Here is a 15,420-nt window from a genome sequence, read left to right as displayed (position 1 = left end):
TGCGGCTACTGCTTCGTCAGTGGCCTGAATTGTCTTGCTGCTCATGCACACCCAGCTGACGCGACGCGCTGGCGGCGTCCCAGTATTCCCGTGCGCGGTGAATTCTGCCGTCCTTGATTTCGCATACGAAGCAAACCGGCAGTTCGAACACGTCGCTTGTCGGTTCAGCACGCGAAATATCGATTCCGTGCAGACCCCATTCCTTCTCGAACGGGCTCACCTCGCCCGCCATCGACACCACGGTGACGTATTCCATGCACGCAGCCGTCTCGGTGGCAAAGATGTGAGTCAGTCTCTTGTGACTCTTGCGGGAATAGGCCAATCGGGCGAGGTTCTCCATGTCCTGCCGGCCGCGCCAGACGACCCCGGTTGGCATTTCCACGATCTCGACATCGTTGGACATGTACTCGAGTGCGGTGATGTCACCGCGGTTGTGGGCGTCCAACCAGGCTTTGAGAAGTTCGATATTTGCTCGGGCTGAATCCATGGTTGTCTTTCTGCGAGCGACTCATTGTTTCCGCTGCGCCGGTGGAACCGATGTGGATCTTCCGGCTCAGGCGCCGGTGCCAAGCTATCAGCGCGCATTGGAAGAACTGTATTCTTTTTGCCCCACAATTGATTCGAGTGCGGCGACCGGCGAGTGCCGCGCCTAGGGATCGGGTGTGCCGACCTCTCACCGTTCACACCGGCCACACCAGTCCCCGCGCCGGGAGCCGCACAAATTGCCCGCCTCCGAGCGACAACACCGGGCGATGGAACGTGGAGCCGCCCCGCGCGCATAGTCGCTGCGAGGCGGGCACTCCGAGCATCCCCTCCGGCAGGCACGGCTGCGGCAGATGTGCCCGCCGTGGGAGTCAGCTGTTGCGGCTGATCTTGAGCGCGGTGGTGATCATGGGGATCTGCAGGGGCAGCCGAGCCAGAGCGGCGATCCGCATCGGCCAGGGCTTGTTCCACCACAACCGGCACATGTTGACGTTTGCCGGGAACACCCCGATGAACAACACGGCCGCCGCTAGCGCGGCCAATCGCCGGGTGCGTCGCGGCAGTAACGCCGCCCCGACCCCCACCTCGGCCACACCCGACGCATAGGTGTAGAACCGTGCGCTTCCGGGCAGCTCGGCGGGAACGATGGTGTCGAACGGTTTGGGCGCCACGAAGTGAAGCGTCCCCACGCCGATGAGCATCGCCGCGACCCGGTACGCGGCCAGTTGGGTGGTGTCACGGCCGGCGGCTGATCTGGTTGTCATGGGCCCATTGTGTCCTGTTCGTGAAGATCGACCGGTCAACTCTCTTCGTCCACCCGGTCCAGGTGAACTTAGGCCGTTTACTATTGGCCATACGGTATTTGTTACGATTTGCGTTATCTGCTGACATCCGCGCTGCCCATCGCAGCCAGACCCTTCGAGGTTGAGAACATGGCTACACCCGTCATTGTCGGAGCGGTTCGGACGGCGATCGGCCGCTCCTTCAAGGGCACGCTCGTCAACACCCCGCCCGAGACGCTGATCACCGCGGTGCTTCCCGAGGTGGTGCGCCGGTCCGGCGTCGACCCCTCCGCGATCGACGACATCATCTTCGCCGAATCGCACTATGGCGGTGGAGATCTGGCACGGTATGCGGCCACCGCGACCGGCATGGAGGACATTCCCGGCCAGTCGGTGAACCGGCACTGCGCGGGCAGCCTGACCGCCATCGGCAACGCCGCGGCCCAGATCGGCTCCGGGATGGAACGTGTGCTCATCGCCGGCGGGGTGCAGTCGTTGTCGATGACGCCGCTGACGAATTGGCGCATCCCCGGCCCCGAGCTGAAGTTCGAGGAGCGCTGGATGCCGCCGACCCACGTCGAGACCCCCGATGCGCCGGCCAAAGACATGTCGATCACGGTCGGCTGGAACACCGCACAGGCGGTAGGCATCACTCGCGAAGAGATGGACGCCTGGGCCGCGCGCTCCCATCAGCGCGCCATTGCCGCCATGGACGCCGGCAAGTTCCTCGACGAGATCCTCCCGCTGAAGATCACGCAGTTCGACGGTTCGGTCACGGAGTTCTCCGTCGACGAGCATCCCCGCCGGGACACCACCGTCGAAAAGCTCGCGACGCTCAAAGTGCTGCACCCCGAGATCGAGGGGTTCTCGATCACGGCGGGCAACAGCAGCGGCACCAACGACGCCGCCGCGGCGGTGGCGCTCGTCGACCGCGACTACGCCGCCGCCGAGAACCTGAACGTGATGGGCACGGTCCGGGCGTGGGCGGCCGCGGGTGTCGCCCCCAGGGACACCGGCCTGGGAGCGGTCAAGGTCATCGGCAAGGTGCTGCAGCGGGCCGGTCTGTCGGTCAACGACGTGGCGCTGTGGGAGATCAACGAGGCGTTCGCCTCGGTGCCGATCGCGGCGTGCCGGGAGTACGGCATCGACGAGGAGAAGGTCAACTTCTCCGGCAGCGGCTGCAGCCTGGGCCATCCCATCGCGGCCTCGGGTGCGCGCATGGTGACCACGCTGGCCTATGAGCTGGCCCGCCGGGGCGGCGGCATCGGCGTCGCGGCCATGTGCGCGGGCGGCGGCCAGGGCGGCGCCGTGGTGATCGAGGTCTAGCGGCTAGTTGCAGTACGTGTAGCCGATGAACTGGGTGCCGCGCGTGTCGCCGCTCGAGTAGTTGGCGAAGTGCACCGCCGGCTGCCCGTTGTACTGGGCGTTGATCTTCTGCACGTTCGGTGGCGGGACGCCTTTGGGGAAGGACAGGATCATGTCGGCGAAGATGTTCAAGCCGACCTGGCAGATGGCCTCGCGCCGCGGCGGTTGCGGATTCCACGCGTGCACGACGACCGGCTCGGTGAGCTGATACCCCGCTGCGCAATTCGGGTCGCAGACCTTGAAGACGGCCTTGCCTGTGCCGTCGGCGCCCTGCGGCCCCCACGAGCTCCACGACATGTCTTGCAGCGCAACGGCTACGCTGGCGCAGCCCAGCACGTTGAGCCGCTTGGGGCGCTCGAGCGGCGGGGCGGACAGGTTGTAGCAGCCCGGGATGGCGAAACTCTGCGGTGGCGGCGGCTGGGCCGTTGGTGGCCCGGCGTCGCGGTTGCCCTCGGCCAGCTTCGCCCCCACGAAGGCGAGGACGCCCCCCAGCGCAACCACCGAGACGATGCCGACCACGATCAGACGCCCCCGTGGAATGCGTCGCAACCTGCTCAATAAAGGAACGTTGCCCCCGCTCACATTCACCAGATTACGGCCGGAACTTCCCACCCGGGGTGGGGCCCGTCAGCGTCGTCCTCGCAGGGTAAAGTTGGTCAACGCTACCAAGTTAAGGATTGTGATGGCCCTGCAACTGACGGACGACCACGAACTGGCCGCACGGCTGGCCACCGAGGCCGGGCGGCTGTTGCTCACGGTCCGCGAAGAGTTCGCCGACGCCGAACCGAGCGAGCGGAAAGCCGCGGGAGACAAGCGATCCCACGACTTTCTGATGGCCGCCCTCGCCAACGAAAGGCCCGACGACGCGGTGCTGTCCGAGGAGGGCATCGACAATCCGGTCCGACTGCGCTCCCAGCGAGTGTGGATCGTGGATCCGCTGGACGGCACCCGGGAATTCTCCGAGCTCGGACGCGACGACTGGGCCGTGCACGTCGCGCTGTGGGAGGCCGGCGAGCTGGTTGCCGGTGCGGTGGCACTCCCGGCGCAGGGCATCACCCTGGCCACTCCCGAGGTCGATTCGCCTCCCGCGGCGCCGGGCAAGCCGCGCATCGTGGTGTCGCGCACCCGGCCGCCCGCGATCGCCCTCGCCGTGCGTGACGCACTGGACGGGGTGCTGGTGGAAATGGGTTCCGCCGGGGCCAAGGTGGCTTCACTCGTCCAGGGGCTGTCCGACGTGTACGTGCATGCCGGCGGTCAATTCGAATGGGACTCGGCCGCCCCGGTGGCGGTGGCCCGCGCCGCCGGTCTGCATACCTCGCGCATCGACGGGTCCGCCCTGGCCTACAACCGGTCAGACCCGAAGTTGCCGGATCTGGTGGTCTGCCGGCCCGAGCTGGCCGAAGCCGTGCTGGCCGTTACGCGCTGAGGCTCCTCACCGCGCGAAAGCAGGGATCTTGCGTTCAGTGAGCACCGGTGAGGTCGAGGGCGATGTCGACGAGCATGTCCTCCTGGCCGCCCACCATCCCGCGCCGGCCCGCCTCTTCGAGCAGGGTGCGGGCGTCGATGCTGAACCGGGCAGCGGCCGCCTCCGCGTGCCGTAGAAAGCTGGAATACACGCCCGCGTAGCCGAGAGTCAGGGTTTCGCGGTCGACCCGTACGGGCCGGTCTTGCAGGGGCCGGACGACGTCGTCGGCCGCGTCCTGCAACCGATGGAGATCGCAGCCATGGTGCCAGCCAAGGCGGGAGGCCGCGGCGATGAACACCTCGAGCGGCGCGTTTCCGGCACCCGCTCCCATGCCCGCCAGGGAGGCATCGACTCGGTAGGCGCCGTGCTCGACGGCGGTGATCGAGTTGGCGACGCCCAGCGACAGGTTGTGGTGGGCGTGGATGCCGATTTCCGTTGTGGTTAAAAGGGTTTGGCGCAGAGCGTGGACCCGGTCGCCGACATCGCGCATCGTCATCGCACCGCCCGAGTCGACGACGTAGACGCAGGTGGCTCCGTACCCCTCCATCAGCTTGGCTTGGGCGGCCAGACCGGCGGGACTGGTCATGTGGCTCATCATCAGGAAGCCGACGGCGTCCATGCCCAAGCCGCGGGCGGCGGACAGGTAAGGCGCGGCGATGTCGGCCTCGGTGCAGTGGGTGCCGACGCGCACGACCGTTGCGCCCGCGCGGTGCGCCTGCCTGAGGTCGCGCAGAGTTCCCACTCCCGGCAGAAGGAGCGTCGCGATCTTCGCGTGGTCGACGACGGCGGCGACGGCCTCGATCCATTCGGCGTCCGTGTGCGCCCCGAACCCGTACACGCAGCTCGAACCCGACAACCCGTCACCGTGAGCGACTTCTATCGAGTCGACCCCCGCTTCGTCGAGTGCCCGCGCGATGTTGGTGGCCTGTTCGACGCTGTACTGGTGGCGCACCGCGTGCATACCGTCGCGCAGGGTCACGTCGCTGACATAGATGTGTTGGGTCACGTTGTGGCCCTGACACTTTCGGCGCGGTGCATGGCATGCAGGGCCAAGCGCTCTGCGGTGGCCTTGGCGGCAGAGGTCATGATGTCGAGATTCCCGGCGTAGGCGGGCAGATAGTCGCCTGCGCCGGCCACCTCGAGCATCACCGTGACGCGGGTACCCGTGAACTTGCCGGTTTCAGGAATGTAGAGCGGATCGTCGTGGCCGAAGACCTCGAATTGCACGTCTTGCTTCAGCCGATAGCCGGGCACGTACGCGGCGACCTGGCCGACCACGTCGAGGATTTCGTTCTCGATCGAGCGGTGGTCGACATCCCCGTCGACGAGGCAATACACGGTGTTGCGCATAAGCACCGGGGGGTCGGCGGGGTTGACGATGATGACGGCCTTGCCGCGCTGCGCGCCGCCCACAACTTGCACTGCGGTTGAGGTGGTTTCGATGAATTCGTCAATGTTGGCCCGGGTGCCCGGGCCGGCGGACTTCGCCGAGATCGACGAGACGATCTCGGCGTAGGAGACGATTCCCGTCTTGGCGACGGCGGCAACGATCGGCACCGTTGCCTGCCCGCCGCAGGTCACCATGTTGAGGTTGGGTGCGTCGAGGTGGTCGTCGAGGTTGACCACGGGCACGCACATCGGGCCGACCGACGCGGGCGTGAGGTCGAGCATTCGTATCCCGCTGTCTCGCAAGGCCGCCCAGTTGGCGCGGTGCGCGTTGGCGGAAGTGGCGTCGAAGGCGAGCTTGATGCGGGCAAGGTCCGGCATGCTCAGCAACCCGTCGACCCCGTCGGCGGTGACGGGCACGTCCATACGCCGCGCCCGGGCCAGCCCGTCCGAGTCACGGTCGACGCCCACCATGGCGCCCACGGTGAGCGGACCGTCGCCGCCCACGATCTTGAGCATCAGGTCGGTGCCGATGTTGCCCGAACCGATGATGGCCACCGGCCACTGTTGTGCGGGGCTCATTTTGCGTTCTCGGCGCCCATGCGCAGCGCGGTGTCGTAGAGGGTGTTCGCGTGCAGCTCAAACAGCGTCAGCAGGTCGACCGAGTCACCGCCGAGCTCCTTGGCGACGAACAGGCCATCGCCACCGGCGAGGGCGTAGGTGGCCAACTGGTGGACCTGGGCGTCGGTCAGCCCCGGGACGACATCGCGGATGGCTAGCGTGAGCGTCTTGAACGCCTGGGCGCGCACGGCGAGGAACATGGCACGCGCCCGCGGCTCGACCGGCCGGCGCTCCAGCGCGAGCATCAGACCGAGGCGCAGGAAGTCGGGGGAGTCGAGCAGCGCCTTGGCGATCTGCATAACCATCGAGACGAGCCGCTCCCGCGCGGTCCCTTCGGCGGGCATCTGCCAGGCCGAAAGCCATTGCGCGAAGCTGTGTTCGATGACCGCCGCGATCAAATCATCTTTGTCTTTGAAGTGCCAGTAGATGGAACTGGCCGGCAGGCCGCACTTGGCGCTGACCAGGCCGATGCTGGTGCCCTCGTAGCCGCGCTCGCTGGCGATCTCGGTGGCCGCGTCCAGGATGCGGCTTCTGGACGCTTCGCCGTCGACGCGGCGGCGCCTGTTCGACTTTTGCGGCTTGTCGTTAGCGGCCACTGAATCTCCTCGCTGGAGGCCCTTGACTCTGTAGTGATCATTACATTAACGTAGCGATCACTACAGAACAAGCCCGACACGAAGGCGAGAGGGCAATGAACGAGCACCCGACCTATGACGTGGCGGTGATCGGCTATGGGCCCACGGGCGCCACCGCCGCGAATCTCCTTGGCCGCATGGGACTTAACGTCGTCGTCATCGAGCGCGATCCCGACGTGTACGGGCGCGCGCGGTCCATTTCGACCGATGAAGAGGTGATGCGGATCTGGCAGTCCCTCGGTTTGGCCGACCGGTTGCAGCGGGACATGCTGCCCGACCGGCCGTTGGCGTGGGTCGACGCCGACGGGGCGCCGTTCGTCGAAACCACCATGACGTCGCGGGGCTGCGGGCATCCACCGCAGCAGTTCCTGTACCAGCCCGCGGTCGACCACGTGCTCCGAGAGGGTGTGGCCAGGTACCCCAACGTCGAGGTGTTGCTCGAACACGAATGCCTGCGCTTGGTCAATGGCGACTCGGCGGTCGAACTGATGCTCGCCGACCTGCGCACCGACACCTTCAAACGCGTGAAAGCCTCCTACGTGATCGCCGCCGACGGCGGCGCGTCGCCGACCCGCGCTCAGCTCGGAGTCGGATACGAGGGACGCACGTACGCCGAACGCTGGGTTGTCATCGATACCAAGGTGATCCGCGAGTGGGAGGGTCACGACCGATTACGCTTTCACTGCAACCCCACCCGTCCGACGGTGGACTGCCCGACTCCGCTGGGGCATCACCGCTGGGAGTACCCGGCCCGGGCCGGAGAGGACGAGAAGCGACTCGTCACCCACGAGGCGGTGTGGGAGGTCCTGCGTGAGCAGGGCGTCACCGACGAGCAGGTGAAGATCCTGCGCGCCGTCATCTACAGCCACCACGTGCGCGTCGCGGATCGCTGGCGCGTCGGGCGGGTCTTCCTGGCCGGTGACGCGGCACACGCCATGCCGCCCTGGATCGGCCAGGGGATGTCGGCCGGGGTGCGCGACGTGGCCAACCTGTGCTGGAAGCTCGCGGCAGTGTCGCGCGGCCGGGCACCGGATGCACTGCTCGACAGCTACCAGGTCGAGCGCAAACCCCACGTCACCGAGGTCACCCGTCGCGCGGTGCGCAACGGACGCCTCATCACCGAGCGTCGAAAGTCGTTGGCATTCCTGAGAAATCACTTGCTACGCGCGCTGACGCGGCTGCCCGGCGTGCTCAAGGCGGGGCAGAGCCTGATTTGGATTCCGCCCGCGCACTACCCCGACGGATGTTTCACATCCGAGGCGCACGCAGCGGTCGGTTGGCAGCTGCCGCAACCCTGGGTAACCGACGCCACCGGTAAGAGGTTGCGGGCGGACGACGTCATCGGCGGGGGCTGGGCCGTCCTGCACCTCGGTGCGGCGCCACCGGGCACCGATCGGTGGGCGCGGCTGGGCGCTCGTGCCGTGGCCATCCAGGCCGGCGCGCCGCAGGCCGGTGCGATTCGCGACGACGACGGCACGCTGACCCGGTGGCTTCGGAGCAAGAAGGCGGCGGCGGTGGTGCTGCGCCCCGACGGATTCGTGTTCGCCGCCGTCGGCGAGGGCCGTTCGCTGCCGGCGCCGCCGAAGTACTTCATCGACCTGACGCCACCCCTGCCGGCCACCCCGATCGGAGTCACCGCATGATCACCACACAGTTGAACGAGCGGACCGTAAGCGTCGCCGGGAAACCGATCTTCGTCTCCGAGACGGGGAACGGACCGGCCGTTGTCCTGCTGCACGGTGGTGGCCCCGGTGCGTCGGGAGTGTCGAACTATTCGCGCAATATCGACGCTCTCGCAACGCATTTCCGGCTCATCGTTCCCGACATGCCCGGCTACGGCAGGTCGGTCAAGGGCGTCGACCAAGACGATCCGTTCGGTTACCTGGCCGACATGATGCGCGGCCTCCTCGACGAACTCGGCATCGATACCGCCCATCTCGTCGGCAACTCGTATGGCGGCGCGGCCGCCCTACGGCTGGCCCTGGACACCCCGCACCGCGTCGGCAAGCTGGTGCTGATGGGTCCGGGCGGGATTGGCACGACGAGGGGCCTGCCCACGCCCGGATTGCGGAGCCTGCTCTCCTACTACGGCGGCGACGGCCCGAGCCGCGACAAGCTTGCGCAGTTCATCCGAACCTATCTGGTCTACGACGGTGCCTCGGTGCCCGAGGACCTGATCGACCTGCGCTATCGCGCGTCGATCGACCCGGAGGTGGTCGCGGATCCGCCGCTGCGCCGCCCCTCCGGCCCCACGGCGCTGCGCACCCTGTGGCGGATGGACCTCACCCGAGACAGCCGGCTGCGGACCCTGATGGCACCGACGCTCGTCCTGTGGGGCCGCGACGACAAGGTGAACCGGCCATCGGGCGGCCCCCTGCTGCTCAACGCGCTGCCGGACGCGGATCTGGTGATGACCTCACACACCGGGCACTGGATGCAATGGGAACGCGCCGAACTGTTCAACCGTCTGGTCGTCGATTTCTTGGAGAACGAGCGATGAGCCCGTCGGTTTTCGGCCGGGTCCACCTCGGTTACGTGGTGATCGAGACGCAAAAGTTCGGCGACTGGCGGCGATTCGGCCGCGAGGCCATCGGCATGCACTGCGACGACGGGACAACCGACGCCATGCGGTTCCGCCTCGACGACAACGAGTGCCGGTTCTTGCTGCAACGCGGCCCCGCCGAAGACGTCGCCGCGGTCGGCTGGCAGCTCGACGACCACGACGCCTTCGACACCGTCCTCGCGCGCGTGACCCAGCATGGTGTGCCCGTGGCCGAGGGCACCGACGAGGAGGCGGCGCTGCGCGGCGTGGAGCGGCTCGTCCGGTTCCCCGGACCGAACGGCCTGACCCAGGAGGTCTTCACCCGCGCACGTCCCGGCATCGCGCCGTTGCGCATGGTGGCTTCGGGCGGGTTCGTCACGGGCGCAGCGGGTTTGGGGCACGTTGCCGTCGCCACCACAAAGCCTCATCAGCTGCGTGGCTACTACGACACGGTTTTGGACGCGCGGTTGTCCGACTACATCGACGAGACGATCAGCGGCCTCCGATTCAAGATCCGCTTCCTGCGGTTCAACGAGCGGCATCACACGGTGGCGATCGCTTCGGTCAACCGGCTGAGGCTGAACCCGATCCGCACCCGGGTCCAGCACGTCAATGTCCAGGTCGCAGAACTCGACGACATGGCCGCCGCCTACCAGCGCGTCAAGCAACTGGGTTTCCGGATGGCGCTCGGGGTGGGCCAGCACACCAACGACAAGGAGCTGTCCTTCTACGCCGTCACGCCGTCGGGGTTCGAATGGGAAGTCGGCTGGAATCCGATCGTCGTCGACGAGGCCACCTGGGAGCCCACCACCCACCAGGGCATCAGCATCTGGGGCCACACTCCAGAGGGGCAGACGATCATCGACAAACTCACCCAGTTCAAGACCGGTGCCGCGTCGCTGCTACGCGATGAGGACGCAGTTCCGGCTCTGGCCGGGGCGGGCATCCCAGACCACTGATCGACAGGGGAGCGTTGACGTCCGGCGCCCAGGCGCGGTCAGCGCAGCGCTTGCTGCCAGGACAGAATGCGTTCGGCCAGTTCAGGTCCGGAGTCTTCTTGGATGAAGTGACTGGCGCGGATGCGGGCGTGCGGCTGGCCCGCGGCCCCGGGGATGTGATTGATCAAGGGACGGTCCGCCTTGCCGAGGATGGGGTCGCGGGCGCCGAAGATGGCGAGGAAGGGCTTGTCCCATTGGCCCAGCGCTTTCCAGGCGGCCCTATTGGCGGGGATCGCCGGATCGTCCGGGGAGGTGGGCACCAGTTGCGGGAAGGCGCGGGCCCCGGCCTGATACGTCTTGTCGGGAAACGGCGCGTCGTACCCGGCCCGCACCCTGGCAGGAACGCGGCGGACGGTCCCCACGGAGACGATGCGGCCGGCGGGCAGCACGGGGGAGTAGCGCGCGAACGCCCGCCAGACGTGGAAGGCGGGTGGCGTCGGGCGGTCCGCGGTGGGCAGGAAACCGTTCGCCACCACGAGTCGAGCGATGCGGTCGCCCTGCTCGGCGGCGATGCGCAGCCCGATCAGCGATCCCCAATCCTGCACGAACAGCGTCACGTCCTTGAGATTCAGGCGCTCGAACCAGGCGGTCACCCATTCGACGTGCCGCTGATAGGTGTAATCCTCCATCCGGCTGGGCTTGTCCGACCGGCCAAAACCGATCAGGTCGGGCGCGAGTACCCGGTTTCCGGCGTCGGCCAGCGGCTGGATCATCGTCCGGTAGAGGTAGCTCCAGGTGGGTTCCCCATGCAGCAGCACGATCGGCGGCCCATCGGCCGGACCCTCGTCGAGGAAGTGCATGCTTAGCGGTTGGGTGTCGGTCGCTGCCACGTCGATGTAGTTCGCTACGAACGGATAGCCCTCCAGGTTTTCGAATCGGGAGTCCGGGGTTCGTAGCACATGCATATTCAGCTCCTCCGGTGGCGGGCGCCTTGAGTTAGCCTCTCGCGACAACGCGAGTTCGTCTAGTGGGAGATTTCATTGGGCTAGTCGTCGCGCGGACATTAAACTGGTTCGTTCATGGCGATTCGGCGCGCGGTCCTGATCATTGCCGACATCAGCGGCTACACCCACTACATGCAGTGGAACCGCACCCACCTGGCCCATGCGCAATTGACGGTGGCGGGTCTGCTGGAGTCGGTGATCGACGCCGGCAGAGGCCTGAAGCTGGCGAAGCTGGAGGGTGACGCCGCCTTCTTCTGGGCGCCCGACGGCGACGCCAAAGTGCTGGTGTGCGACCGGCTGTCCCGGATGCGGGAGGCGTTCATCGCCCGGCGTGAGCGCTTCCAAAAGGATCTCGCCTGCGAGTGTGCGAGTTGCGCGCAATTGGACAAACTCTCATTGAAGTTCGTCGTCCACCAGGGCGAGGTGGCCGAGCAACGGGTGAAGCGTTACACGGAGCTCGCGGGCTTCGACGTCATCCTCGTGCATCGCATGCTGAAAGATATGGTGCCCGTGATCGAATACGTGCTGATGACCGATCCCGTCGCGGCCTGTCTCGACGAACCGGTGCGCTCGCAGTGCAAACCGCTGATCCATATATTCGACGACATCGGGGAAACGTCGACGCACTACCTCGACCTCGCGACGTCGCAGGTCTCCCTTCCCGCACCCGACTCCAGCTTCCTGCGCCGGCTTGGGGCCACGGCCAAGCTGGAGTTGAATTCGCTGCCGTTCGTGCTCGGCTTCAAGCGGCCCGCCGAGGGCTTTCGCAACCTGGGCCGCGGCGCCGAAGAGATTCCGGCCTAGCCCGCATCGGCGAGGGCGCGGCCCATCCGCGACACGGCCTCGGAGAGGATGGCCCCCGAGGTCGCGAAGTTCAGCCGGACGTGCCCCGCGCCGCCGGTGCCGAAGACGTGGCCGGAGCTGAGCGCCACCCGCGCATGGTCGAGGAACCACTGGGCGGGCCCGGACATGTCGGCCACTACCGCAAGCCCATCGGCGGCGTCTTCGGTGAAGCCCAGCTCCCGGCAATCCAGCCACCCGAGGTAAGTCCCTTGCGGCCATTGGTATTTCACCTTCGGCAGGTGCTCGGCGACCAGGTCGCCGAGCAGCGACCGGTTTCGATCCAGGCCGCGCAGCAGGTCGTCGAGCCAGTCGCCACCGGTTCGGAAGGCCTCGGCGTGGGCGATGACGCCGAGGTGGCTCGGCCCGTGGCTGACCTCTTCCGGCATCCGGTGCAGGTCCGCGACCGCCTCCGGTCCGGCGATGGCCAGCGCCGCCTTGAGTCCGGACAGGCTCCAGGCCTTGGATGCGGACGTCAGAGCGAAGGCGTTCTCCGCGCCGGGCACCGTCAGGTACGGGGTGAACCGCAAGCCCGACAAGACGACGGGCGCGTGAATCTCGTCCGACACCACCCGGACGCCGAACCGGCGGGCGAGTTCGGCGATGGCCCCGAGTTCGTCGGCCGTATGCACCGTTCCGGTGGGATTGTGCGGGTTGCACAACAGGTACGCGGCGTTTCCACCGCGCCCTTGGGCGCGTGCGAAGGCGTCCGCCAACGCGTCCAGATCGACTCGGCCTTCGGCGTTGAGCGGCGCTTCCACGACGTGGCGGCCGTCGTGCGTGACGAAGGCATAGAACGGGGCGTACACCGGCGGGTTGACGATGACGGCGTCGCCGCGGTCGGTGACCAGACGTAACAGCTCGACGGCGCCGAGCATGACGTCCGGGACGATCGCGGTGCGACTGACCTCCAGGTCGTGCCACTGCCAACGCTCCGACGCGAATTGACCGACCGCTTCGGCCAGTGCGGTGCCGCACGGATATCCGGTGTCACCGTTGTCGATGGCCGCCCGCAGGGCGTCGGCCACGGTGGGTGCCAGCATGACGTCCATCTCGGCGACCCACAGCGGCAGGACATCGGCCGGATGCGCGCGCCATTTCATGCTCGTGCGGAGCTGCAGTTGCTGCAGCGTGAGCTCCTCGAGCGGGTTAAACGTCACGCCCGCAGAGTAACCGGCGAGCCCTACCCGCCGACAAACGCGTGTTGCGGGATCGTCAACGGCAGGTCCACCGAACTGAGCAATCCCGGTTCTGCCGCAACGACATACGGCACGGCGTTGACGACGCGCATCGCGGTGGCGACCATCGCGCCGGCCCCGGAAGTCATTCCGCCGACTCCGGCCTTGCGCAGGTCCTTGAGCGTCGCGGCCAGCGTGCAATCGATGTCGGGGTCGCCGCTGATCATCACGCGCCCCCGGGCCTGCTGAGCTCGCTGGACATTCCCACGACGCTGCCGCTTTACGCCTTCGGCTGAGCGTGTAACGTGCATCACCAAGATTAGGCCACCTAGGAGTTTGCCGTGTACACACTGCGCTTCGACATGCGCGATCCCGAATGGGCCGCGCCCCCAACCGATCTGTACGCCGCGGCACCCGAAATGTGCGCCTGGGCCGAGGAGCACGGCGGTCTAGCCGCCGTGCTGTGCGAGCATCACGGGTCGGAGGACGGCTATCTGCCGTCACCGCTACTGCTGGCCTCGGCGGTGGCCGGGCGAACGCAGCGCCTGGCGCTGAGCCTGATCCTGATTCTTCCGTTCTACGAAACCGTGCGTCTCGCCGAGGACATGGCGGTCCTCGACATCATCAGCAACGGGCGGACGTCCTACATCTTAGCTTTGGGCTATCGGCCCGAGGAGTTCGAGCAATTCGGCGTGCCGATCAAGACGCGTGGCCGCCTCTGCGACGAGAAACTCGCGCTGTTACGGCGACTGCTTGCCGGTGAAACCGTCATCGAGGACGGACGGCGGATCACCGTGACACCGCGCCCGCTGACTCCCGGCGGGCCGGGCCTGATGTGGGGCGGCGGAACGTTGGCGGCGGCCCGGCGGGCCGGCAGGTATGGCCTGGGCATGCTGGGCAACGCCAACGCGCCGGGCATGCAGGAAGCCTACGAAGAGGCCTGCCGCGAGCACGGCCATCAGCCCGGGCCTACCTTCTTTCCCGACCGCGACACGCCCTCGGTCGTCTTCGTCGCCGACGACGTGGATCAGGCGTGGAAAGAGATCGGCGAGCATCTGCTGCACGATGTCCGCACCTATGCCGCGTGGAACCCCGGCGACGAGACGACGGCGGGATTCAGCCACGTCAACACCGTGGACGAGCTGCGTGCGACCGGGACATCGCACGTGATTATCTCTGTCCCCGAAGCGGTTTCGCGGGTCCGCGCCGGCCAGGTCCTCAACCTGTCGCCGCTGTGCGGCGGGCTGCCGCCGGACATCGCGTGGCCGTATCTCAAGCGAGTGGGCGAGGCTGTGCTGCCGCAGGCTCTTGGGTGACCTACTTGGGTTGATTCGGCACGCCCGGAAACAACTGCTCCGTCGGGCCCGCGGTCACCCAGCCGCCCAGCTTCGTCACCAGGTGCGGCGCGAAAACCGCGCCATAGAGGACGTTTCCGACGACGATCACAGCGGCGACGGACAGCAGCGACGAGCACAGGCGGCTCTTCGACCTGTTTTCGGCCCACATCTCGATGACGTTTCGTCCTTGCGGGTCGGTGCGGCCCAGCAGATAGGTGAAGACCATCATCTGGATCGCCATCGCGAGGGAGTCGTACAGCGGGTACTGATGCACGGTGCCCTCGCGGATCGCCAGCCCGGGAATCACCCGGCCGTAGTAGAACACGCCGAGCTTCGCGCCCAGGAATCCGTTGAAGAACAGCGCCCAGCAGAAGCCGACGATAAGGCCTACCACCAACAACGTTGGGGGCCTGCGCCATCCGAACCGTCCGCTCAACCATCGCCCGAGCGCGGTGCCGGTCACGGCCGGCAGCACGAAGTAGGAGATGTAGCCGACGGGAACGAACAACGGCAGTCCACCCCACGTCACATTCAGCGGCCACCACGACGGCATGCGCGGGATGGCCGGCGGGAACTGTGCATACATCGCCCAGTCGTAGGGGGCCTCGATCCACGAAAACGACATCGCCGATATGCACAGCAGCAGGAGGGGGTGGAGACGGCGCCGCCGAACGCTGAGGTACACGCCGAGGGCGGTGAACCCGATGCCCCCGACGAGCGCGAAGTCACTCGCCGCCTGCATCACGGGCGTCATCTGGGAGCTCACTGGTCGTTCCCCGGGGTCCGGCGCGCCTGCGGGTCAAAGCGCAGCACCAGCCCGAAGATCACGACGATCAGCCCGAAC

At 67.1% G+C, this 15,420-nt stretch carries 17 protein-coding genes; 7 read left to right on the top strand and 10 right to left on the bottom strand.

The features are described 5' to 3' along the window. Positions 1-16: 16 nt before the first annotated feature. A complete protein-coding gene (locus tag A5750_RS15755) occupies positions 17-487 on the bottom strand; it encodes a nuclear transport factor 2 family protein (RefSeq protein ID WP_156664341.1) in 471 nt (156 codons plus the stop codon). 367 nt (positions 488-854) lie between these two features. After that, on the bottom strand, positions 855-1,247 hold the full coding sequence (locus A5750_RS15750) for a hypothetical protein (protein ID WP_067264002.1): 393 nt from the start codon (positions 1,245-1,247) through the stop codon (positions 855-857). 168 nt (positions 1,248-1,415) lie between these two features. Here A5750_RS15750 and A5750_RS15745 point away from each other — a divergent pair, with 168 nt between their 5' ends. Further along, a complete protein-coding gene (locus A5750_RS15745; RefSeq protein ID WP_067264159.1) occupies positions 1,416-2,591 on the top strand; it encodes a thiolase family protein in 1,176 nt (391 codons plus the stop codon). A gap of 3 nt (positions 2,592-2,594) precedes the next feature. On the opposite strand, the gene A5750_RS15740 is transcribed toward A5750_RS15745, so the two are convergent. Then, positions 2,595-3,149, bottom strand: a complete 555-nt coding sequence (locus A5750_RS15740; protein WP_197505436.1) for a hypothetical protein — start codon at positions 3,147-3,149, stop codon at positions 2,595-2,597. A gap of 163 nt (positions 3,150-3,312) precedes the next feature. Between A5750_RS15740 and A5750_RS15735 the strand changes: the two genes are divergently transcribed. Next, positions 3,313-4,056 carry a 3'(2'),5'-bisphosphate nucleotidase CysQ gene (locus tag A5750_RS15735; protein WP_066956926.1) on the top strand — a complete coding sequence of 248 codons (744 nt, stop codon included), beginning with the start codon at positions 3,313-3,315 and terminating at the stop codon, positions 4,054-4,056. A 34-nt stretch (positions 4,057-4,090) separates the two neighbouring features. Here the strand turns inward: A5750_RS15735 and dmpG are convergent, their stop codons facing one another. From dmpG to A5750_RS15720, 3 genes are read right to left on the bottom strand one after another with little or no spacing between them, the layout of a single operon-like run. Then, complete coding sequence (gene dmpG / locus A5750_RS15730; RefSeq protein ID WP_066956923.1) at positions 4,091-5,101, bottom strand: 4-hydroxy-2-oxovalerate aldolase; 1,011 nt, start codon at positions 5,099-5,101, stop codon at positions 4,091-4,093. Further along, the gene (locus A5750_RS15725) at positions 5,098-6,063 is read right to left on the bottom strand and encodes an acetaldehyde dehydrogenase (acetylating) (protein WP_197505433.1); all 966 of its coding nucleotides are present in this window, start codon (positions 6,061-6,063) and stop codon (positions 5,098-5,100) included. Before A5750_RS15725 ends, dmpG begins: the two co-directional genes overlap by 4 nt. Beyond that, positions 6,060-6,698, bottom strand: a complete 639-nt coding sequence (locus tag A5750_RS15720; protein ID WP_066956920.1) for a TetR/AcrR family transcriptional regulator — start codon at positions 6,696-6,698, stop codon at positions 6,060-6,062. The genes A5750_RS15725 and A5750_RS15720 overlap by 4 nt, the downstream gene beginning before the upstream one ends. A gap of 95 nt (positions 6,699-6,793) precedes the next feature. Between A5750_RS15720 and A5750_RS15715 the strand changes: the two genes are divergently transcribed. The 3 genes from A5750_RS15715 to A5750_RS15705 are packed head-to-tail and all read left to right on the top strand — an operon-like array spanning position 6,794 to position 10,238. Continuing rightward, on the top strand, positions 6,794-8,380 hold the full coding sequence (locus tag A5750_RS15715; protein ID WP_066956917.1) for a bifunctional 3-(3-hydroxy-phenyl)propionate/3-hydroxycinnamic acid hydroxylase: 1,587 nt from the start codon (positions 6,794-6,796) through the stop codon (positions 8,378-8,380). Continuing rightward, the gene (locus tag A5750_RS15710; protein WP_066956914.1) at positions 8,377-9,237 is read left to right on the top strand and encodes an alpha/beta fold hydrolase; all 861 of its coding nucleotides are present in this window, start codon (positions 8,377-8,379) and stop codon (positions 9,235-9,237) included. The genes A5750_RS15715 and A5750_RS15710 overlap by 4 nt, the downstream gene beginning before the upstream one ends. Beyond that, complete coding sequence (locus tag A5750_RS15705) at positions 9,234-10,238, top strand: VOC family protein (protein WP_066956911.1); 1,005 nt, start codon at positions 9,234-9,236, stop codon at positions 10,236-10,238. Before A5750_RS15710 ends, A5750_RS15705 begins: the two co-directional genes overlap by 4 nt. A 38-nt stretch (positions 10,239-10,276) precedes the next feature. Here the strand turns inward: A5750_RS15705 and A5750_RS15700 are convergent, their stop codons facing one another. Further along, complete coding sequence (locus A5750_RS15700; RefSeq protein WP_066956908.1) at positions 10,277-11,182, bottom strand: haloalkane dehalogenase; 906 nt, start codon at positions 11,180-11,182, stop codon at positions 10,277-10,279. 114 nt (positions 11,183-11,296) lie between these two features. On the opposite strand from A5750_RS15700, the gene A5750_RS15695 reads away from it, so the two are divergent. Further along, the gene (locus A5750_RS15695; protein WP_067263999.1) at positions 11,297-12,025 is read left to right on the top strand and encodes a DUF2652 domain-containing protein; all 729 of its coding nucleotides are present in this window, start codon (positions 11,297-11,299) and stop codon (positions 12,023-12,025) included. Here A5750_RS15695 and A5750_RS15690 read toward each other — a convergent pair. Beyond that, positions 12,022-13,164, bottom strand: a complete 1,143-nt coding sequence (locus tag A5750_RS15690; protein WP_369828715.1) for a MalY/PatB family protein — start codon at positions 13,162-13,164, stop codon at positions 12,022-12,024. The two genes, A5750_RS15695 and A5750_RS15690, sit on opposite strands and share 4 nt — an antisense overlap. An 80-nt stretch (positions 13,165-13,244) precedes the next feature. Then, on the bottom strand, positions 13,245-13,466 hold the full coding sequence (locus A5750_RS15685; protein ID WP_066956899.1) for a hypothetical protein: 222 nt from the start codon (positions 13,464-13,466) through the stop codon (positions 13,245-13,247). 114 nt (positions 13,467-13,580) lie between these two features. Between A5750_RS15685 and A5750_RS15680 the strand changes: the two genes are divergently transcribed. Further along, entirely contained in the window at positions 13,581-14,555 is a 975-nt protein-coding gene (locus A5750_RS15680) for an LLM class flavin-dependent oxidoreductase (RefSeq protein WP_067263996.1), read from the top strand. 1 nt (position 14,556) lies between these two features. Here A5750_RS15680 and A5750_RS15675 read toward each other — a convergent pair whose 3' ends face one another. Next, entirely contained in the window at positions 14,557-15,342 is a 786-nt protein-coding gene (locus tag A5750_RS15675; protein WP_067263993.1) for a spirocyclase AveC family protein, read from the bottom strand. Between the last annotated feature and the right edge of the window lie 78 nt (positions 15,343-15,420).

It is taken from the genome of Mycobacterium sp. 852002-51613_SCH5001154 (assembly GCF_001667425.1).
In the GTDB taxonomy this organism is placed as follows: Bacteria; Actinomycetota; Actinomycetes; order Mycobacteriales; family Mycobacteriaceae; genus Mycobacterium.
This window is presented reverse-complemented; position numbering and strand designations above follow the sequence as displayed.